The organism is Sphaerochaeta sp. PS (assembly GCF_032144095.1).
Lineage (GTDB): Bacteria > Spirochaetota > Spirochaetia > Sphaerochaetales > Sphaerochaetaceae > Sphaerochaeta.
Genome location: NZ_JAVSNJ010000005.1, coordinates 15,348 through 36,545, shown reverse-complemented (window position 1 = coordinate 36,545; position 21,198 = coordinate 15,348). Strand labels below are relative to the sequence as shown.

The 21,198-nt window shown below is 47.4% G+C and carries 19 protein-coding genes; 5 read left to right on the top strand and 14 right to left on the bottom strand.

The annotated features are described in order from the left end of the window. Positions 1 to 25: 25 nt before the first annotated feature. The 3 genes from ROJ03_RS06585 to ROJ03_RS06575 are packed head-to-tail and all read right to left on the bottom strand — an operon-like array spanning position 26 to position 3,076. Positions 26 to 859 (bottom strand): carbohydrate ABC transporter permease, encoded by an 834-nt coding sequence (locus ROJ03_RS06585; RefSeq protein ID WP_313726214.1) that lies wholly within the window; start codon positions 857 to 859, stop codon positions 26 to 28. After that, the gene (locus ROJ03_RS06580; RefSeq protein ID WP_313726213.1) at positions 849 to 1,751 is read right to left on the bottom strand and encodes a sugar ABC transporter permease; all 903 of its coding nucleotides are present in this window, start codon (positions 1,749 to 1,751) and stop codon (positions 849 to 851) included. The genes ROJ03_RS06585 and ROJ03_RS06580 overlap by 11 nt, the downstream gene beginning before the upstream one ends. A 26-nt stretch (positions 1,752 to 1,777) precedes the next feature. After that, the gene (locus ROJ03_RS06575; protein ID WP_313726212.1) at positions 1,778 to 3,076 is read right to left on the bottom strand and encodes a sugar ABC transporter substrate-binding protein; all 1,299 of its coding nucleotides are present in this window, start codon (positions 3,074 to 3,076) and stop codon (positions 1,778 to 1,780) included. Between the two features lie 203 nt (positions 3,077 to 3,279). Between ROJ03_RS06575 and ROJ03_RS06570 the strand changes: the two genes are divergently transcribed. Together ROJ03_RS06570 and ROJ03_RS06565 are read left to right on the top strand one after the other, a co-directional pair. Further along, positions 3,280 to 3,804 (top strand): hypothetical protein, encoded by a 525-nt coding sequence (locus tag ROJ03_RS06570; protein WP_313726211.1) that lies wholly within the window; start codon positions 3,280 to 3,282, stop codon positions 3,802 to 3,804. Positions 3,805 to 3,889: 85 nt separating this feature from the next. Beyond that, the gene (locus ROJ03_RS06565; RefSeq protein ID WP_313726210.1) at positions 3,890 to 4,180 is read left to right on the top strand and encodes a hypothetical protein; all 291 of its coding nucleotides are present in this window, start codon (positions 3,890 to 3,892) and stop codon (positions 4,178 to 4,180) included. 188 nt (positions 4,181 to 4,368) lie between these two features. Here ROJ03_RS06565 and ROJ03_RS06560 read toward each other — a convergent pair whose 3' ends face one another. From ROJ03_RS06560 to ROJ03_RS06540, 5 genes are all read right to left on the bottom strand, one after another. Continuing rightward, positions 4,369 to 4,644, bottom strand: coding sequence for a hypothetical protein (locus tag ROJ03_RS06560; protein ID WP_313726209.1), 276 nt, complete (start codon positions 4,642 to 4,644; stop codon positions 4,369 to 4,371). A 246-nt stretch (positions 4,645 to 4,890) separates the two neighbouring features. Next, the gene (locus tag ROJ03_RS06555; protein WP_313726208.1) at positions 4,891 to 6,450 is read right to left on the bottom strand and encodes an extracellular solute-binding protein; all 1,560 of its coding nucleotides are present in this window, start codon (positions 6,448 to 6,450) and stop codon (positions 4,891 to 4,893) included. A gap of 54 nt (positions 6,451 to 6,504) precedes the next feature. Beyond that, positions 6,505 to 7,380, bottom strand: a complete 876-nt coding sequence (locus ROJ03_RS06550; protein WP_313726207.1) for a carbohydrate ABC transporter permease — start codon at positions 7,378 to 7,380, stop codon at positions 6,505 to 6,507. Between the two features lies 1 nt (position 7,381). Beyond that, positions 7,382 to 8,320: an ABC transporter permease subunit gene (locus ROJ03_RS06545; protein ID WP_313726206.1), complete on the bottom strand. Its 939-nt coding sequence runs from the start codon at positions 8,318 to 8,320 to the stop codon at positions 7,382 to 7,384. A 12-nt stretch (positions 8,321 to 8,332) separates the two neighbouring features. Beyond that, positions 8,333 to 9,400, bottom strand: a complete 1,068-nt coding sequence (locus tag ROJ03_RS06540; RefSeq protein ID WP_313726205.1) for a LacI family DNA-binding transcriptional regulator — start codon at positions 9,398 to 9,400, stop codon at positions 8,333 to 8,335. A 178-nt stretch (positions 9,401 to 9,578) separates the two neighbouring features. Between ROJ03_RS06540 and ROJ03_RS06535 the strand changes: the two genes are divergently transcribed. Further along, complete coding sequence (locus ROJ03_RS06535; RefSeq protein WP_313726204.1) at positions 9,579 to 10,583, top strand: hypothetical protein; 1,005 nt, start codon at positions 9,579 to 9,581, stop codon at positions 10,581 to 10,583. Positions 10,584 to 10,604: 21 nt separating this feature from the next. Beyond that, on the top strand, positions 10,605 to 11,894 hold the full coding sequence (locus ROJ03_RS06530) for a hypothetical protein (protein ID WP_313726203.1): 1,290 nt from the start codon (positions 10,605 to 10,607) through the stop codon (positions 11,892 to 11,894). Positions 11,895 to 12,057: 163 nt separating this feature from the next. On the opposite strand, the gene ROJ03_RS06525 is transcribed toward ROJ03_RS06530, so the two are convergent. Beyond that, on the bottom strand, positions 12,058 to 12,606 hold the full coding sequence (locus ROJ03_RS06525) for a hypothetical protein (protein WP_313726202.1): 549 nt from the start codon (positions 12,604 to 12,606) through the stop codon (positions 12,058 to 12,060). Positions 12,607 to 12,924: 318 nt separating this feature from the next. Between ROJ03_RS06525 and ROJ03_RS06520 the strand changes: the two genes are divergently transcribed. Beyond that, positions 12,925 to 13,812, top strand: coding sequence for a fructose bisphosphate aldolase (locus ROJ03_RS06520; protein ID WP_313726201.1), 888 nt, complete (start codon positions 12,925 to 12,927; stop codon positions 13,810 to 13,812). A 99-nt stretch (positions 13,813 to 13,911) separates the two neighbouring features. Here the strand turns inward: ROJ03_RS06520 and ROJ03_RS06515 are convergent, their stop codons facing one another. The 5 genes from ROJ03_RS06515 to yidC all read right to left on the bottom strand — a co-directional run bounded on the left by ROJ03_RS06515 (position 13,912) and on the right by yidC (position 21,129). Then, entirely contained in the window at positions 13,912 to 14,130 is a 219-nt protein-coding gene (locus tag ROJ03_RS06515; protein WP_313726200.1) for an AraC family transcriptional regulator, read from the bottom strand. 92 nt (positions 14,131 to 14,222) lie between these two features. Next, a complete protein-coding gene (locus ROJ03_RS06510; RefSeq protein WP_313726199.1) occupies positions 14,223 to 16,040 on the bottom strand; it encodes an aminotransferase class I/II-fold pyridoxal phosphate-dependent enzyme in 1,818 nt (605 codons plus the stop codon). Positions 16,041 to 16,163: 123 nt separating this feature from the next. Beyond that, positions 16,164 to 16,958, bottom strand: a complete 795-nt coding sequence (locus ROJ03_RS06505) for a LicD family protein (protein WP_313726198.1) — start codon at positions 16,956 to 16,958, stop codon at positions 16,164 to 16,166. A 197-nt stretch (positions 16,959 to 17,155) separates the two neighbouring features. Then, entirely contained in the window at positions 17,156 to 18,376 is a 1,221-nt protein-coding gene (locus ROJ03_RS06500; RefSeq protein WP_313726197.1) for a CDP-glycerol glycerophosphotransferase family protein, read from the bottom strand. A gap of 14 nt (positions 18,377 to 18,390) precedes the next feature. Continuing rightward, positions 18,391 to 21,129: a membrane protein insertase YidC gene (gene yidC, locus ROJ03_RS06495; protein ID WP_313726196.1), complete on the bottom strand. Its 2,739-nt coding sequence runs from the start codon at positions 21,127 to 21,129 to the stop codon at positions 18,391 to 18,393. Positions 21,130 to 21,198: the final 69 nt, after the last annotated feature.

Genomic DNA, 21,198 nt, shown 5'->3' with positions numbered 1-21,198 from the left:
GAACGTCATAGAGTTACTTGAAGCTTTACTTCAGACCAGAGTTTACCATAGCATTGGAGACCTTCTGTTGGAAGAAGAGATAGACAACCATGATGGGGAAAATCGAGAGCGTGGTTGCCGCTAGCTGGAGATTCCACTGGGGAAGGCCATAGGTGTCATTGAAATTGGTGAGCGACAGGGGAAGCGTATAGTTCTCGATGCTCCTGAGGAAAACCAAGGGCTCGAGATAGGTGTTCCAGATCGCTATGAACGCAAGGATGCCAACCGAGCTGAGAACGGGAACTGCTATCGGCAGCATGATCTTGGTGAAGATGGAGAAGGGATTCAGCCCATCGATACGGGCTGCCTCCTCAAGCTCATTGGGGACGGTCACATAGAACTGCCTCAACATGAAGGCCGAGAAGGCCCCTTGGCTGCCGAAGATGGGCAGCAGCATCAGCGGCGTCAGGGTGTCGAGGGCCCCGAATGTGCGCATCTGGAAGAACAGGGGGATGATGGTAACCTCAATGGGCATCATCAGGGCGGTGAGCAAGAGCAGGAAGGCTGCATTGCGGCCGGGGAAGCGCATGCGGGCAAACGAGTACCCTGCCATGGCAGAGACAAACACATTGCCCAGGGTCCCGACGAGGGCAACCAACATGGTGTTGGCGTAATGGCGGGCGAAAGGCTGGACGGTAAAGATGTCGTGGTAGTTCACGAATGCCCAGCTTTTTGGCAGCAACTTGGGAGGCCCAAAGATTTCGGCACTCGTATTGAGTGAGTTGACCAGCATCCACCAGAAAGGATAGACAAACAGGATGGTGAGGGCCACAAGCAGTGCCCAGTAGGGAATCTTCTTGGCAAGACTCTTATGATTCATAATAGGATATCCTCTTTCTGGAAAACCACTGCAGGGCAGTAAGGAGTAGGACGATCAGGAAAAGCGTCACAGCAATGGCTGAGGCATATCCCGTCTCAAACATCTTGAAGGCCTGGTGGTAGATGTAGTAGACCATCACCATCGTAGAACCCTCAGGACCTCCGTCGGTCATGAGCTTGATGGTATCAAAGACACGCATCGACCCGATGACCGTCACGATGGTGACCATCATGACCGTAGGCATGAGAAGCGGCAGCTTTATCTTTGCAAAGAGGGTCCACCCTCTTGCCCCATCGATCTGGGCTGCCTCGATGACATCCCCTGGCATATTCAGCACAGCACCCATGAAGATCAGCACGTTCATGCCCAGGTTCTTCATGACCCGTGTCACGATGACACTGGCCATCGCCCACCCCTTGGCGTAGAGCCAGTTGGGTCCTTCAATGCCGATGTGGGCCAAAAGCCAGTTCACCGGACCGGCAGTCCCCCCTTGCAAAAGGTAGCGCCATACAATGGCCCAGGCAACGCCTGAGGTGATCACTGGCAGAAAGATGATGCTCCGCACGAATTTCGTACCATTCCTTCCACCTCCCAGGTAGAGGGCGAGCATCAGGGAGAAGATCAGGTTCATGGGAACAACCCCTGCGCTGAAGATCAACGTATTCACCAAGGACTTGATGAACAGAGGATCCTTGAACAGGTTCCCATAGTTGGTCAACCCAATAAAGGTGGTTGTCCCGAAAAGCAGGTTCTTCTCCTGCATCCCATACAAGAAGACTGAAAACAGTGGGAGCAGGACGAAAATGACAAATCCTGCCATCTGCGGGGTGACGAACGCCCATCCGATGATGGCTTCCCGTCGATGTATCGATCGTAAGGACTGTTGTTTCATTTCGTCCTGGCTCCTTATGCGGTCAGTTATTTGATGTACTTGGCATACACAGCAGCGACTTCATTCAAAATGGACTGGACATTGGCATTGGGCTGCCAAAGCTTGTCAAAGCTCATCTTGGACTCAACTTCGATCTGAGGATACTTTACATGGGAAGGCAGTACCCGGCCAGTCTTGATGGAAGTGCCTACGGCCATTGCCATCTGGGAGGGAGTCACCTTTGGGTTGGAGCTCAAGAACGCCTCGGAATCGAGCACGGACTTTCTGGCTGGAGGCCAGATGCCTGCCATGGCGGCAACGGAGCTCTTGTTGGTCATGTATGCGACCAGCTCACTTGCCAAGGCAACCTGCTTGCCCTTGGCGTGTGCACCAATGGCGGCCTGGCCGATGACAGGAGCCTCTCCCTTGGGCCCTGAAGGCATTGGGGCAAGGCCCCATGCAAAGGAAGCGCCGTCGAGCTTGGAAATCCTGGAGACCTGTCCAATGGTCATGGCAGCACTGCCTGAGAAGAAGTCGCTCTGGTTCCCTGGAGGAACAACCGACTGGTCCACATAGACCATGTCGTGGAAGAGCTGGACAGCAGCCACGGACTCACTCTTGTTGATGAGGATCTTGCCGTCATCGGTCCAGAAGTCACCGCCGTACGAGCGTACGATAGGGGCGAGGTTGTGCAGGACTCGTGCATCATAGCCCTGGCCGTCGACAGTCTGCAGGGCCCACACCCCGGTCTTGTCCTTGACCTGCTTGCTCACAGATCTGAAGGTATCCCAGTTCCAGGCACCCTCTGCAATGAGGTCATCAGGTGTCTTGGCCCCTGCTTTGAGGAACAGGTCCTTGTTGTAGAGGATAAAGAAGGGGGAAGTGGAGAATGGGATGGCATAGACACTGCCAGCCTTGCTCCAGAGGGCCAGTGCATCGGCTGAGATATCCTCAGGGTCATAGGCTTTCATTGCCTGGTCAAGCTTGGCGAGCAATCCTGACTCAATGAAGGCAGGGGCAGCGGTCTCCAGGACCCAGAAGATGTCCGGTCCGCCGGCGCTCTGCAGTTCGAGGGAGAGCTTGGTGTTGTATTCGCCGAAGGGGATTGATTCAAAGTTTGCCTTGATCTCAATGCCCTTGGACTTTGCAAAGCCCTGGACAAACGAATCCAGAAGAGCAATCTGGTCGGGGTTGCTTGTCCATGTAGCGATGGTCAAGGAAACCGGTCCGGTCGGTGTGGTGGCACTCTCTTTCGCGCCTTGGGAAAAGGCCATCCCGAGAATGAGGCCGAAGACCAAAAGCATGGCGAAGGCACGTTTTGCCCCCTGTGAATGGATCTTTTTCATAGTTCCTCCTTAAGATTGATTAATCATTTAATCAGTGAATATATCCTAGCTCATGGTTTTTATGTCGTCAACAAAAATGTGTGGACAAGTTGCAAGGGAAAAACCACCGACAAAGGCACAGGAGAGGGGATTTCTTATATAAGTATGCAAAACCACGTTTCCATCTGACACTTTCCTACAGAAAACCAGAAAGGAGAGATTGCATGCAAGAAGGAACAAACATAAGCGAGAACGAGAAGAACGAAGTTCAGACGAAGAAGAAGCTCAAGCTGACAAAACCCCATGTTGCCATGATCAGCGCATGTGCAACCACCTTGGTGTTCTTCCTCGCCTTCAGTTGCTACGGCTGCAGTTACCAACCTGTCAGCCCACCTACCCAGGAAGAGGCCAAGGCCTCATTCGAGAAGATGTACAACTCCACCTGGCTCCTTGATACGGCTGAGGGGGTACCCACCCTACCGGAGATAGGTGGCCAGACCATCGAGAAGATCGTCATCGAACAGAAAAGAGAGGATTCCACCTCGGTCAGCGCAAGCCTCTACATCCCCAGAAATGCACCGATGCTCGTTCAGCTGACCTACCAGGAGGGGTATGGATTCCTCATGAAGGCTGGTTCGACACTGCTGCCTTGCAAGCTGCTCTACTCCGCAAGCAAGGATGGAAAGAGTGAAACTCTGACCTTATTAGGAAATGATAGCAATACGCACTGTTACTACTTGAAAAAATAGGTGTTTATGTCGATATTGGTAGCATAGCAAGCGGCAACCTTCACATTCGGTGGAGAAGCCGCTTGTTGTACAAAGGATATAAGCCATGCGATATACACCACACTATCTTTTGCTTGATGAAGAGCAGTCTATAGTTACCACCCCCTTCCTGCTGGAGATCCTCGACTCTGCCCTGATAGAGAACATCCAGATGGGAAACATCCAGGCCGCCTATGGGGTTTTGGATTTGAGCATCAGCCTAGCCCAGGCCACGGAAAAGGATCCGCTCTCCGCCCTTGAGGGCCAGCAGATCCTCGCCAAGGTTAAGAGGGCCATGGAGAGGGGCAACATCGCCAGTGCCAAGCAGCACATGGTGGAGTTTGCCCTCAGGCCGTAAGGGAGCAGAGAAGAGGCAGTAGGTATAAGACAGTAGGCAACAGATGACACTTGAACAAAGAACATGCTTCCTTCATACAAAGAGGGAAGCATTTTCTTTCTCCTCGGCTTTCAAGAGTAAAAGTGAAAAATCTTGGCTCTTTTCAGTCCTAGCAGTGAAATGCCATCTTTGCCTACAGAACTCTACCTCTAGCTTCTCAATTCAACAGGGAATTCCTTCTTTATGATATCCTTGACCAAGACCGTCCTACCCCTAGCTGGTGCCATTGCTTTTAAAGCAGAGACTCTTTCTTGTACAGTCAGTCCTTTCATCCTAGTCTGCCAGGAGATCCAGGCAAGATATACCTCACTGTACTTGGTTGCAAAGCTTCTCCTTGAAGTAACAATCTCAACAAGCAAGGAGTGAAAATTGTTTATTGTCTGGAGGTTATAACTTCCATATCTTGACTCTGTCTTGCTGTCCAAGGCTACATGAGATATCTTATTTCTTTCGGCATATGATTTTCCTGACTTGCTTCTGTCTGTAACCAGAACAATGCCTTCATCCGCACAAACACTCGCATGCTTGCACTTGCCTTAGGCTAGTGGTTCTGCCCTTGGCAGTACCGCATCCACAGTGGACTTTCACCACCTAGTTATTGCCCATGCTGGGCAAACGTAACGAATCCCCTGCCTTGTATCTGGCAGGGGATTCACTTTGAAAAAAGAGTATTAGCGGGTAGAGGCGTAATATTCGTTCATTTCTCTCGTAATGGCCTCACCACCATTCTTGTTCCAAAGCTGTACAAACGTATCCCATTCCGAAAGCGGATACTCTCCGATAATGATCTTCACCGCATATTCGATCCATAACTTTTGTAGTTCTGGGCCAAACTCGAGCAGAGAATCAGACTTGTAGTAGGGAATGGCCGAGGTGACTGCATCATCGGCAGATACCTTGAGAGCCTCCCAGGCAAACTCAAAGAGATCCTTATCGTGCTTTACCTCATCCAAGGCATTGAGCTTGAACTCCTCTTCAGACCAGGGAACGTAGCTGAAATGGTACAACCTTCGGTAGATATCAGGGGGATTGGTGACACTGCGAGTCCGCACTCCGTCGATCAGATCAAAGTTGATTCCCTTAAAACCAAAGTCATAGTCCCTTCCTGCTGGACTGAAAAGCCAATTGAATAGCTTTACCGGTACGGATGGATCCTTACTGTCGACTGTGATGAAATATACACCTTCGCTCAAGGCAAGGGATGCAGAGTTTCCTTTCAGTCCTTTTGGTCCAATTGGAGCATGGATCGGCTTCATAAGTCCACCCACCATCGGTTTCACCCCAGTGTTTTGCAGAATGGAGGTTGTTCTCTGTTCGGGTTCCCACCAGGAACCCTGCCAGACCCCAATCTTTCCTTGGTATACCCGTTCCATCCACTGGGAGCTATTGAGCATATAGAATTCAGGATCCAGAATGCCTTCCTTGTATAGGGAATTGAGATATGCCAAGGCATCTTTCATTTCTGGTTTTGTCGGGTTATAGACCACTTTCCCGTTGACTTCAGACCAGGTTGAACCATACTGGATCACCCCGAAGGCGCCAAAGATCGAATCAAGGCCCCTGAGCTCACCACTGGCCATGTACCCACTGATTCCCAGCGTATCCTTTTTCCCATTTCCATCAGGATCATTGAAGGTAAAGGCTCTCAGCATTTCTGTGAATTCTGGTAAGGTCTTTGGTTCTGCAATCCCGAGCTTGTCGCTCCAATCACGGCGTACCCAGAGTACTCGGTTAGGAATGCTGTCCTTTCCTTCCACGGGGTAGAAGTAGACAGAGGGGATCCCGTAGATCTTACCATCGACCTTGACATGCTGCCAAGCATTCTCTGGCATCCCTTCAAGGATGTCCTTGCCATATTTGGCGAGTAGATCGTCAAGCGGAACAAGAAGCCCTTCTTTTGCATACCTGTATAAATCCTCGAACCTTCCTTGGACCAGGTCCGGCATGTTTTTTGACGACATGATGAGGTTCAACTTATCATAATAGGTTGAGGCCTCAGGTCTCAGGAAAACAGGGTCGATCCCACTCGACTCCCTGATGAAATTGATATAGGGGTTGTTGTTGAAATCAACTCCCTCCGGCAACTTCTCCTTACTTGGCCTTGTGTTGAAGATAACGACTTTCTGCGGTCCTGCAGAAACCGCAGGTTTTTTCTCCTGAGTTCCAGCAGCAGTGAGGTTTGGAGTTATCAGAAGCAACATCAAACCCAGTAATACTACACTCCTCTTCATAGTTCTCTCCTTTTACCCCTTTTGGGGTATTCCAATACATTGGATGAGCTACACTCATCCTTTCACAGAACCTACCATCACACCTTTGACAAAATATTTTTGGACAAAGGGATATACACAAAGAATCGGTAAGATACTCACAAGGATTGCCGCCATACGAAGCGATTCCAGCGAAACGAAGGCCGAACCACCCTCCGCCAATTCTGAAGCATGCTCAGATTGTGAGATCATTTCCCTCAGGAACATCTGCAAGGTCCAAAGCTTGCGGTCGTTGATATACATGATGCCACCCAAGAAGACGTTCCAATGATCCACTGCATAGAACAGGGCAATAGTCGCAATTGCTGCCATGGAGAGAGGCATGATGATCTGCAACAAGACCCTTCCATACCCGGCTCCATCGATGATCGCAGACTCCTCCAGTTCCTTCGGGATGGAGGCAAAGAAATTGCGGAGTAGCAGACAGTAGAAAGGGGAAACCAACGACGGAAGTAGGTATGCCCAGTAGGTATCCGTCAACTTGAGGGTGCTTACCACCAGATAGGTAGGGATCATACCACCGGAAAAAAACATCGGTAGCAGCACCAGGATATTCAAGACCTTTGAAAAGCGGAGGTTCTTCCGGGAAAGCGGATATGCCAACATGGCCGTGACAAACAGATTCATCAGCGTCCCTACACAGGTAATGAATACCGTGTTGGCCATGGCACTCTGGTACCCCCTATGCACCAACAGTTGCCTGAGGGCCTCAGTAGTAGGTCTGACAGGGAAAAACGTAACCATGCCACCAAGAACAGCGTCATTTGCACTTAAGGCACTGGATGCCACATGTGCAAAAGGATACAAGATAGTAAGCGAAAATAGAGAAAGCAGAGTTAGGTTGAGTATCGTAAAGGCTTTTTCTGCACCGGTTTCTTTGTATGCTTTCATTTTACCAAAGACTCTCCTCAGTCAATCTCTTGCTGATCTTGTTCGCGACAACCAACAACACCAACCCGATCATGGTATTGAAAAGTTCCACTGCCGTTGTATAGCTGAACTTTCCTTGCCCTAGCCCAACACGATAGACATAGGTGGCAAATACATCACCCTTCTCATAGAGGATGGGATTCAAATAGACATAGACCTGCTCGAATCCTACACTCATGATCCTTCCAATATCGATCAAAAGCAGGGTAACCATGGTCGGTATGAGCGCTGGCATGGTGATGTGCCAAGTCTTCCTCAGCTTTGAGGCACCATCGATCTGGGCAGCTTCATACAACTCAGTGTTGATCCCTGAAAGGGCTGCAAGGTAAATGATCGAAGCCCACCCCAGCTCTTTCCAAGCCCCAAAGACTACAAGCATGGTCTTGAAGCTTTTTGGGCTGCTCAGAAAAGTCATTGGTTGCATGCCCAGCTTTATCAATATCTGGTTCAACGTCCCAGAATATGGAGAAAAAAGCTGGAATGTAATTCCTGATATCACCACCCAAGAAAGAAAGTGAGGAAAGTACGAGATGGTCTGCATTATCCTTTTCGTATACACATTACGGATTGCATTCAGGCAGAGTGCGAACACCATCGCCAAGGGAGTCATCACAGCAATTTTATAGACATTCAAAAACAGGGTATTTTTCAGCAAGATAGCAAAATCACGGCTTGCGAACAATCGCATGAAGTGCTTCATGCCAACCCAAGGGCTTTGAAGGATACCAAGCCTGGAAGAGTAATCCTTGAATGCAACGGTTACCCCATACATCGGCACATACTTGAATACGAGCAGATAGAGCAACCCCGGCAGTGCAAGGATGTAGATCCAGCGGTACTTTATCAGATCTTTCAGGAGTGAATCCTGGGTAGCTTTTTTATGGAGTTGTTTATTAGCCATGTACTGCTTTCCTTAGTGTGATGATTCTCTGATGATGAGCTCAGTGTCGAATGACTTGATGGTAAACGGCACTGTCCCTCCTCCCATAAGCAACAACAGATTTGTAAATGCCGCCTTTCCGATGTCCTTGATGGGTACCGAAATTGTGGACAGCTTGGGATTCCAAAAAGATGCTTCCAAGATATTGTCGAATCCGATGACCGATACCTCGCCAGGGACAGAGAAACCTGACTTCGTTGCCGCCGAAAGGATACCAAGGGAGATGGTGTCTCCAGTACCCACATATGCAGTAGGAGGGTTCTTCAAGGATGAAAGGTGTGCAAAGCAGTCCGATCCTCCCTGATACCCGTCTGTGCCTGTGATGATCAGTTCACTGGAGAATGGGATTGCTGCCTCTGCCAGTGCCCTTTTGTATCCGGAAAGCTTCTTCTGGTAGGGGATATTCTGGGGATAGGTATTCACCACCCCTTCACCGATGAATCCGATCCGGGTATGACCGGAGCATATCAGATGTTTTACCGCTTCATAGACCGCTTGCTCTCGGTCTATCTTAAGGAGCATGAAATTGCCATCATCCTTTGGAATTCCAAAAGTGTCCAGAAAGACTGAGAACTGTTCCTCTTCATTGTAAAATACAAAGGGAGTCTTTCTTTCGCTGAAGGCTTGCATGATCTGTTTTGCCTTTTTCAGATGATTGGGGGCAGGAAGGGGTGGGATACCGCAGATGATGATACCATCGACCATCCTGTCGTACAAATCGGTAAGATAGTCAAAATTGCTGAGTATGTTCTCATGGTCATAGCTGAAGAGGATGACCTGATAGTTGTTCTCATGAGCAAGATACTCAACGGTATGGATAAAGGTCGCATAGATAGGATTGGTTATAGTGGGGAGCAACACAGCAATAGCCATGGTCTTCTTCGTTTTGAACCCCCTGGCAACCATGTTGGGCCTATAGTTCAGGCTCTCAATACACGCAAGGACTTTTTCTCTGGTAGCCTCACTTACCGTTGTTTTCCCATTCAATACAAGGGATACAGTTGCGATCGAAACACCAGCATGGTCAGCTACTTCTTTCAAGGTACTCACTATTTTTACCCTCAATCTAAAACGTTTAAATAGAGTATTATGGAAATATACTCTTGTCAATAATAATTTTATAAAATAATTTTTCGTAATATTTATTGACATTTTCAAACGTTATAGTAGAATTGTTTTCTATATTACTCAAGACACGCAATTTTGGGAGGAAGCTATTTTGCAACATATTGAAGTATATTCTGAGCCTGGCCGGTTTGGTGGATGGCCTGCTAACCATGGACTCTGGGGATGGGGAAATGAAATCGTAGTAGGTTTCCAGAGCTGTGCCTTTAAGGTTATCGACGATGGGAACCATGCAATAGACAAGACAAAACCCCGTCAGAACCTCCAGGGCCGATCGCTCGATGGAGGGAGAACCTGGAAGATAGAGGAAGGCCCATCGGTCCAGACTGAAGGAATGGCAGTCCTCGATAGCAACGAACTCTCCACCTTTGACTTCTCCGGCGTTGACGTAGCAATCTCCTTTGAGACAAACAAACTTGAGAAAGGAACAATGTACCAGTATGTCTCTTCTGATAGGTGTAAAACCTGGAAAGGTCCTTACCAGATTCGACTTTTTCCCGACCGCTGCATTGAGCCAAGAATCGATTACATCATCGAAGGAAAACAATCCATCACGGGCTTCTTCACTGCCCATAAGGACAATGGAGAAGAAGGGAACATCTTTTGTGCAAAATACTGGGATGGTTCCTGGAATTTCTTCTCTTGGCTTGATAGTGAACATGCAGGGTTTGTCATCATGCCTTCGACGCTCAGGATGGGGGCACATGGCTACCTCACCTCTGCAAGATGGCAACGTGAAGGCAAGTGGGGACTTTCCACCTTCCTCTCTCCTGATGAAGGCAAGACTTGGAAACTTGGATCCTCCGTATATGAGGGGGAAGGCTTGAGCAATCCTCCTTCCCTGTTCCGTCTCCAGGATGGGAGGCTCTGTGTTACCTACGGGATGCGTACCCTCCCTTACGGTATCTTTGCACGTCTCAGTGATGATGGAGGGCTCTCCTGGAATGATGAGAGGATTCTCCGTTCTGATGGCGGGCATTGGGACCTTGGATACACAAGATCATATCAAGTTCCAAATGGAGACATCGTAACGATCTACTACTTTTGTCATGACAAAAAAACTGAACGGACTATTGAAGCAACAATTTGGCGTCCTTGAGCCAACAAGAAGGAGTATGCTTTGAAAATTGTAATAATTGGCGCAGGCAGTCAAATCTTCGGGAGGCGGTCAATCATTGACATCCTTCTGGAGAAAAACTTTGGCAAGACACCTGTTGAACTGGTGCTTGTGGATATCAATGCTCAAAAGCTCGAGCTGATGTATAAATTCTCTCGCGTTGTTGCCGATGCGGTAAAGACCCAAGTAAAAATCTCAGCAACAATGGACAGGGCTCAAGCCCTCATCGGAGCTACCCATGTATTCATTGCTGTCTCCTACCATCGGTATGAACTATGGGAGCAGGACTTCCGTCTCCCATACTCCTATGGATTCAAGCAAGCATATGGCGAAAATGGGGGGCCAGGAGCCCTCTTTCATGCTCTCAGGAATATCCACATCATCATGGGTATCTGCTCGGACATAGAGAGGCTTTGCCCCGGGGCATTGGTGTTCAACTTCTCCAACCCTGAAAGCAGGGTGTTGTTGGCCATCAATACACTAACAGATATCAACGCCATCGGGCTTTGTCATGGACAGCATGATGCCCTTCAGGCTGTCTGTGGGATGCTTGACCGGCCTTTGGAATCGGTAACCATGAGAGGTGGCGGCATAAACCATTTCTTCTGGATCCAAAGCATCCTTGATTCAAAATCTGGAAAGGACCTCTATCCATTGGTAAAGCAAAAATCTGCTGAAAATACTTCACCCGAGTTTGCATTGACACGAGACCTGCTGAGAATATATGGAATGCTGACCTATCCAGACAATACACATGCAGGAGAGTTCATGTCCTGTGGATACACATACATGCAGGGAAAATGGAAACATGGATTGGAGAGCCGAAGCATCTCTGCCGTGCACAAGTCTGAGATAGATACCATCACCCCCTATCTTTCCGGAACCATCCCCATCGAATCCATACTGGTTGCTTCCAGGGAGATAGCAGTGCCCATCATCGCTGCCATGCTCAATGACACCCCGACAGAGTTCCCTTCAGGGAATTTCATCAATACAGGGTTGTTCATCCCCAATCTCAATCCAGATGGCGTGGTTGAGGTCCCCATCCTTGTCGATGGCAAGGGTATCCACCCCCAACCCATTGCAGCCCTTCCTGAAGGGGTGGCTTCAATGTGCCGAACACAGATGTCAATCCAAAAACTCACCGTTCTGGCTTACAAGGAGAGGTCCAAAAACCTCCTGTTGCAGGCTCTACTGCTAGAACCTACTGTCGATGACATCCCAAAGGCAGAGGCTCTCATCGATGACATGCTGGAATTGCAGAAGGAGTACCTTCCTGAATTCCATATCTAGGTTGCACAAAAATAGAGAACATGTTTCCTTCATAAAAAGAGGGAAGCATGTTTGTGCTTGTCCGTCTTCTGAGTAAGGGCCAGAAATATATCCAATCTCACCAAGACCCTACTCATCCTCCTCCCTATGGGAAGTGAGCATCTCATCCACCCAAGGCCCTTCCTCATACACCATGCCATTTCGGCCAGGAACCTTTCTGGTTGGGCTTGCAGCTCTTCGGTCCATAGCAGAAAGTCTCACCCCTGTATTTTCTCTTTCCTGGATTCCACTGGTCGATGATGATCTCAACTGCCATGTTGCAGCCCCACATGCAGGAGGTGCATTTGGTTTCAAAGCTCCTTACAGAGAGTCTTCTTGGCCCCCTCTCCCGATAGACAGGGATGGGAGGGGCTACCAGGTTCCAAGGAGGATTGGTGCTTTCCAATGGCTGTTCCCCAAGGACTTTCATCTTGGAGACACGATAGCACGCTACCGTTTCCATCTGAGGGCCGAGAACCGGCACACAATAGCCGGAGATAGTCATCCCAACCCTCAGCTGGTGCTTCTCCTGCACTCCTGCCCTGATGCCAATGGACATATCCTGTCTGGTTGTCTCATCAGAAACAACCAAGGCGTAGCCCAGATAGGTGTGTGATGATTCATCAAACGAACGAAGCAGTCGAATCCTTGGTTGGACCGAGAGGACCACCCCCTGAAAGAAGACCTTTTCCATATGCTATACCCTTCCCCTGCAAACAGCCTTGGCACCTATGGAAAGCATGTGCGGTGCCTTACCATGAACATACAGTCATTCTCTCCCACTATGTCTACATTGGCAATTGCATACTCAGGCTATATATGCTGCTCCACAAGATAGAGGAGAGGGAGAAGAAGAGGAGAAACCAGTATCTAGGAAATGTTCACGTTTTGTTGAGCTTGTCCAGTAAAGCCAAGGAAACCATCAAGGTGCCTCTCACTTGCCGGAACAAGAGCAATGCTGTACAATTAGATTGTTACCAACTTAATAGTTTCAGTTACATAAGGAGAACCTATGAACACAGAACAGCTCGCTCGTATGAAGACAGGAAATGGCTTTATCGCAGCATTGGACCAAAGTGGTGGCAGTACTCCCAAGGCACTCCTGCAATACGGGATTTCCGAAGACTCATACTCAGGCGACAAGGAGATGTTTGCCCTTGTGCATGCAATGCGCACACGCATCATCACCAGCCCAGCATTTACCTCAGACCATATCCTCGGTGCCATCCTGTTTGAAGACACCATGGACCGCAGCATAGAGGGCATTCCAACAGCAGAGTACCTCTGGAAAACCAAAAGAATTGTCCCCTTCCTCAAGATAGACAAGGGCCTGGCAGACCTCAATGATGGTGTCCAGCTGATGAAGCCCATCCCAGACTTGGATGCCCTTCTCAGCCGTGCAGTAAAACTGGGGATCTTCGGCACCAAGATGCGATCGGTCATCAAGGCAGCGAATCCCAGAGGCATCAAGAAGATCGTGGACCAGCAGTTTGAGCTGGCCAAGATCATTTTGAAGGCTGGCCTGGTACCCATCATCGAGCCGGAAGTAGACATCCACAGCAAGGACAAGCAGGAGTCTGAGGGCATCCTCAAGCAGGAGCTTGCAAGACACCTGGCCCTTCTTGGCAAGGATGACAAGGTGATGCTCAAGCTCTCCATCCCCACCGTTCCCAACTTCTATGCTGACCTGCAGAAAGAACAGCATATGGTCCGCATTGTAGCCCTCTCCGGTGGCTACAGTCAGGAAGAGGCAAATGCCCTGCTTGAAAAAAACCATGGCCTTATCGCCAGCTTCTCCAGAGCGCTCTCCCAGGACCTCCATGCCCAGCAGACAGATACAGAGTTCAATACAATGCTTGGCTCTTCCATCAAGGCCATCTATGAGGCTTCCATAACCTGATAGCCACTCTTTCAAAAGGGTGTACTGCGTAGGAAAGCCTTGCTATCCTACGCAGTTCTTTTCTCAATTCCCTATCCCTTTGTCCTTGGTCCCCACCCTCTAGGTTGCCTGGTTGTAGAGAACCGTCTTCTGGTAGTCGGAAGGCAGCATCCCGTAGTACTTCCTAAATGCCCTCCTGAAGGTCTGGCTATTGGCATAGCCACAGAGAGCGGTCACCTCGCGCAAGAGGCTCAGAGGTCCAGATCCATCCCCTGGACGGGGAGTTCGAGGCTGAGCTGGTGCTGCTGTAGGTTCTAGGGGTACCCAAGACAGATACACATAAGGCTATTAGACACCAAGGGGGAACCTGTTGCCAGATTCCCCCTTGGTGGTATTTCCCTATTCTGTGATTTCAGTCCGCCACTCTATTGTTACGTACCTATTTCCTGCAACGCTTTAACCAGCTTCCCGTTATCGACCTCATCTCTCACTGCAAGCCTGATGAACTGCCTTGGGGAAATCCCCTTCTTGGTAGAGAGGTCTTTGATAAAGAGGTTGTACTTGGCAAATAGCTCAACAGCCAAGTCATAGGATTTCCTGCCTCCCACAACTTCACACATGACGTAGTTGGCCTGGGATGGCAGTACTTTCAAGTACGCAATCTTCTCCAGATCCTGCACCAATTTCTTCCTCGATCGGATGATCGCCTGCAAGGAGGCTTCATAGTGGCCCTTGTACTTGTTCCAGATCTGCATGAAGAACTCCCCGTAGGAGTTGATGTTCCAGATAGAGACCTCTTTTGCAACCTTGGCCAATACATCAGTATTGGTTGTAGCCAATATTCCTAACCGTACCCCAGGGACACCGTACGATTTGGATATGCTCTTGATGACAACCAGGTTGGGATATTTGACGAGGAGTTGTTGTTGAAGAAAGGATATTTCATCAGAGGAGTCAACAAAGTCACTGAATGATTCGTCAAGGATGAGAACGATGTTCCTTTCTTTGGCCCATGCTACAAGGCGAAGCACATCCTTATAGGGGATGTAGTTTCCTGAAGGATTATCCGGGTTGATAAGCAGGAGAGTTGAAAGACCCTTGTCAGCAAAAAAGGCCATCAGATCATCAACAGTATAGGAGAAATCGTTGTTCTGTATGGTAAAGATAGAGAGCTGTTCTGCACTACATCTATTTCGGTACTCATCGAATGATGGTGATACCATACCGATCGTCCCATCAGTACTTTCCATGATACCCTTGATGAGCTCTGCAGCACCGTTTCCTACCATGACATTGCTTGCATGCAGGCCATAGTAGTTTGCAGCAAGGAGGTTGTTCACCTTCTGCCCAGAAGGGTATGCACGAAGGAGGACATCAAAACTGGCTTGCATCTCATCAACAAGCTTTGCAGGAGGGTAATAGGGGTTTACCAGATAGCAGTAATCCAACAGGTTTGGATATCTCCAGTAGCCACCATACCGGCTACAGAGCTTGTTGTAGCGGTCAGACGGGTCAACGGCAAACATACTCTCAGCAATATCGAGGTCCTGGATGTCATCGATCTCATACCATTTCTTGCCTTCAAGGACCAAGGCCTTGATCTCAGGCTTATCCAGCAGGGCAATGACCTTTAGTACTTGTTCGTAATATTCATTGTCTCCCAAGGCCTTGCTATACGCCTCCAAAAAAGGAACGTAGTGGCTGTTGGAAAACTTCTTGCTGAACTTGTAGATGTTGACTGTCTTGTAGTAGTGCTGGACATCCCCAAAGTGAAAATGCTTCTTGTCCAAGAAGCTGATGATGTTCTGGTCCTCATCCAAGGTAATGACTGTCCCGTCCATCCAACTTTCATATTTGGCGACCAAAGCAAGGCTTGGACAAGGGTTTTCGATAAGGGTTTCCAACACACCATCCTCTATGATGAGGTCAGACTCAAGAAGCAGGGTATCCTCTGCAAGGAGATACTCCTTGGCCAGGTAGAGCGAGTAGATGTTGTTGGTCTTGTCATAGATCGGGTTGTCAACAAATACCATAGGGGTGGAGATACCCAGAGTCCCGATATAATCCATCAGTTTCTGGCCCATATACCCAACTACTATGACGATCCTATCCAAGCCTTGGCTATCGAGTTGTCGCAACACTCGCTCTACGAGTGTCTCGCCGTTAACCTTCACCATGCATTTGGTATTGTCTACGGTAAGGTCCTTCAACCTCTTGCCCATCCCTGCGGCCAAAATTATTGCTTGCATCCTACTCTCCCGTTACCCATGTATTCTTGAAAACAAATTCATTACATAAACTATGAAATCATTTGGAGTATATACCAAAATGGCTCATCATTGTGAACAATGCCCAAAGATGAGCCATAACTCCTATTTTTCTTGTTTCCATCCCACCGTATAACGGTGCTCCGAAGCTTGTTGTGCAAGTGGAGGTAATTGTAAGTAATCCCCATACAGTCCAGAAAGATAGCTTTCATATTGGGCGATAGCATAGAACTGAGTATCCTCAAACTCCAATAAGGTCAGACTCTCAAAAGATGACCGAGAAATTGGTACCAATTTCACTTCACCGAGCATTACTGCCACTTGAGGTTTCTCTTCATAAGCAAAAAGCAGATAGTTCTGTTCTAATTTCTTGATGACTTTCCCTATCGGAAAGAAGAGTGCGATCATTCGGGCAAGTAACAACAGGAGATTCTTGGAAGCGTTCCATTCTCGGGAAAAACGGTATTTCATGCTCATATGAAGCTTGTAGAGAAATTTCTGCTTCTTATACAGTCGCACTTGCTGATCATACTCATCAGGGAGCCCGTCAACAGGAAAAATATCAATGAACACTCCCATATCTGGATAGGTATACCGTAGATCTTCCTGAAGATAGGTGCGTTTGTCATACACCTTGGCATAGGGGTAGAAATATCCAGAGTCGGAGGAAGAGACCACCTGGTAATCTCCACTTTGGAAGGAGTGGCGGAAGGCATCATAATCAGGGCGTGGCATGAGAATATCGATGTCATCATCCCAAGGAATGAAACCTTTATGGCGTACTGCGCCAAGAAGGGTTCCATACCCAAGAGAATAGGTAATACCGTGAGCCTGACAGAAAGCATGGATCTCTTTCATCATTTCCAGCTCAATGTGTTTCATTCCATCCAAGTCAATCATTTTAAATGCTATTTTCCTATGACAATAAATACTCGTATGAGAATAGTAGCACAAAAAGAAGAAGTTAGTCTGAAATTGGCAGGGCTTTTTCTCCATATTTCAAAAACAGAAGAGGACACTACAGAAGACAATCCTAACACTCTTATTCGAATCAAAGTCAAGGGTCAATCAAAGCAGAATCAGGAGCAATCTGGTGCTTACGATAGCTCTTTCTGCTTCTTCACTAGATAATCCACAGCCCTCTCCCCACTCTTGCCTTGATACTGCCATGCAGTTTCCTTGGCTTTCTTCCGGTTCTCAGTCAGCAGCTCATTCCCACAAGCTCCCAAAAGTACTTCTTTTATCGTAGGGAAGCTTTCTGGCTTGAGTTCGATCCCAATTTCTCCAAGTACCCTAAACTTCCAAGGCTCTTCCTCAACATCATATGAATCATAGGGCATGGCATCGAAGTCTGACCTCACATAGAGGAAGGGTCTGTCAAACAAAAAGGTATAGTCAAAGATGACACCAGAAAAATCGGAAATCATGATATCTGCCCTTGATAAGGAGCCTAGGTTTTCCCTGTTGAAATCCCACTCAAGGCTAGGCTTCTGCACATACCGCTGTTTCAGACGCTCGAGCATCTCCTTCTCCGATTGGGAAGACTGTGGATGGGGCCTCACTATGACAGTGAAGCCTGTCTCCACCAATGGGTCGAGAAGCTTCGCCCCATAGCGGGTGAGAATACCGCTGGGCCCCCAGGAGGGGGCAACAAGGACAGTGAAGGGGCAATCTTTGGCTTCATCAAGAGAGGCTACCTTCTTCTGCAACTCGTCAAGGTAGGGACACCCTACGACCTCGAGGTCTTTTGCCTCTATCCCACGCTTTTCTTCAAGCAACCTGACGTGAGCTTTCTGGTATTCGCCGGAGAGCAGCACGGAATCAAAGTAATCCAACCCAAACAGCCTGTAGCTTGTGGCATCATCGACAGCATGCAGGATATGGGAGTAATGCTTTACACCCCGGGACCGCTTGAGCTGGTAGACATCGAGGCCGGGGGTGGTCATCAGGCATACATCTGCCTCAAGGAAGTTGAGGCGGGTGAAGGCCTTGTTCCCCTCTCCTATGAACTCAGGCTTAATGTAGGTGTACTGTCCGGAGAAGACAGGGTCCTTTTCCGATGAGGTATAGAACACCACGGGGACCTGCCTCCTCTCAAACTCTTCTGCTATCGGTTTGAAGACGTTCCAATACCTTTCCCCTTCGGAGTAGATCACAAATGGATAGCGGTTCCCATTGGCGACTGCCTTACCCCCAGAGAGCACAAACTTCAACTTTATGATGGCAGCCTTGGCTACAAAGTAGAGCATTGTCACCAAGCCTATGACAATGGAGAAAAGCATGCTCCCTGTTCCTGGGTCTATATAAAATAACATCATTGCCTAATTATTCCTCATTTTGTTTCTTGGTTTCCAATTGAAGACCAATTGGACTCTTCAAATATGGAATCGTGTATTGAGTAACGTCGAAATACATCATGGCTAAAGATATTTCCAGAAATATGGCTTGGGTCACCAGGACCTGTGTAGAGGATTGGGTTCTTCTTATCAACCATTTTTGTGAGGTCATTTCCAGTAAAAGGATTTATCTCTGCAAAACCAAGGTCTCTTGCAGCAAATACTGCAGCATCAGCATTTACCATAAAGGAATTATCAACAACATACTCTCCTGTTGCACCAAAATCTTTGAAAAGCAGTAAAGGATTAAAAGTTGAATATTCATACATGTTCTTGGAAAATCCATCAAAGTAAGTTGAATACAGGTCATACCCGTGGTCGCCAACAATAATGATCCGGGTATTGTCATACACCCCGGCTTCTTGTAACGAAGCAAACCAAAGTCCTACTTGCCTCAAGGATGCTGCATTTGCATGGTAATGATGGATGTCCACATCTCTCATTCCTGGATTATCATCCAAAGGAGTACTTCTATCGGTAACTACAGTCTGGGGTTCGTACTTTGGAGCTTGCAAGAACATGGGTTGGTGGGGGGTGTCATTGGAGATAAAGGTGTAGGTATTTCCTTCAGCCTCAAAATCGGTCAAGTTCTTTAAATAATGCAGTTGTGCGTATGGATCAATAAACTCTTCAGTGTTTTGTGAATTGCCGAATGCAAGAAAATACCCTCCTTTCTCATACAATGTTCTCCGTACAATTGGGAGCGTTGTTTTCAGGATGGAGAAGAGAGGCAGACGTTTTGTAATGATTGTACTTTCATACTCTTTGTTCCAACTTAATACATCACTAAACTCATCCTTGTAATTGATGGAAAATTTTCCTTTATGTTGCATAACTTGCATTTCTGGATATTGATCAAATGGGGTGTAATCTCCTTCCCATTTATAATTGCAATAAGGAGGGTCCGTAATGGTGACCGAATATCCATTGTCAAGAAAGAGTTTGGGAAGCACTAAGGAGGCCTCATTATGTTTGTCTACCAGTTTTTCTGATGGTCTTGCGTTCATTGCTTCTGGGGAGTATTCGTATCCACCCATCATTGCAGGTGAACCAAGCAGTGTATTACGCCCAAAGGAGATCGTATTTGGATAATAGACAAAGCCTTTGAATTGTTGCTGCATTTCAGGAAACTGCTCATAAATATATGGGAAATAGAAATTAAAGGCTCTATCAAGGAATATATAGACGACATTCTTACCCGTTTTGGAGAGATGAAATACAGGTTTTATCTCTGCAGCTTCATCAAAGAGAGCATTTCGTTCAAGTACATTTTTCTGATGAGCCTTATATTCACTCTGTATAGTAAAACAGGAAACTAATCCGCTAACTGCTGCGGTGAGGGTGAGGATGATCAGCAAGGTAGAAAGATAGTGAGCTTTGTTCCAATTCAACAAAACTAGGCATACAACACAAATAATAGCAATTACAGCAAAGGGAGCAACCACAAAAACCTTATCAGCAGTCAGAAAAGAAGCATCATCAAATTGAAGAAGCCTGCTGACTAATCCATAGTTACCTTTAAAGACAAAGAGATTCACCAAGGCAGTCAAAGAAAGGATGCAAAGCAGGAAAGAGAAAATTGCTTTCATCTTCTTTTTCCCCATCGCATAGATAAAACCCGACCAGACTACCCACAATCCGAAGAAAATACTTGCTGTATTACCCACATAGAAGAGAGGGTTATCTACGGTCCCCACATATGAAAACTCAATAGTAGAAGAAGCAATTAGATTAGCAGGTATAACTACTCCGTTTATAAGAAAGAGTAATAATCCAGAAAGGAGAAATATAAGGTTCCTTTGTTTCCTATTTTCAGCAAATTTTGCAAGAAATTGATTGTAGCTTATAGTAACTATCCAAAGCAGCAAGGGAAGAAAAGCAACAAAGAGGACCCCACCCACAAGGAGTATCCTTTCAGAGTCTGTGAGAGTTGGATGCCCTATCCACATGGCAGTAGCCAAAGCTAAAGTCCCAAAGGTGGCGATAAAATAGGAGACTTTCAAGGGTTGCTTTAATTTATAGAAGATATTCTTGACCAACGAAAAGACATTGTTTAAGGTCCAATACAGGACAAGACCAGCAGGAGAGGTATACAACAGGACAAGAAACAAACCAGCCATACCATATAGCTGGACCTTATCCCGAAGAGGGAACCCCTTGGTGTAGATAGCCCCCGCGATAACATTGATGAGTGTCATAACAATAGGTAAAAGATTAATCGAAATTTCGCCAAATGAGAGGAACCCATCAGGAGCCCCCAGGTTAGGGATGAATAAAAAGCTTTGCCCTTGAAGTTGTTGAAGATGAGACAGAAAGTGGTATGCAGCAATAAAAAATGGAACTTGGATGATCAGGCTTATTGAACTTCGTAAGGCATATGCCGGGTGATAGTGATTCTGTTTATAGAAGGTAGAGAGCATCATATACTGCTCATCACCCTTGAAGGCTGCCTTTATCCTGGAAATGCCAGGTTGAAGCCGTAAACGCTCATCACGTTCTTTCTTCTGCAGGGATTCAGCAATATTGTAGAGGGGTAGAGCCAAGAGATTTACAATGACACTAATTGCTGCAATGGAGAGCCCTGGATTCTTAAAACCTTTGTAAAAGAATGCATATACAAACTCCACGAACATCTCTAACGGATAGACAAGTATAGTATATAAAAAAGTACCCATTCATTACTCCCCAAACCATTTCAGCCAAATACAAATATGCACAACTAACGTACCATGAGGGCGGTACAA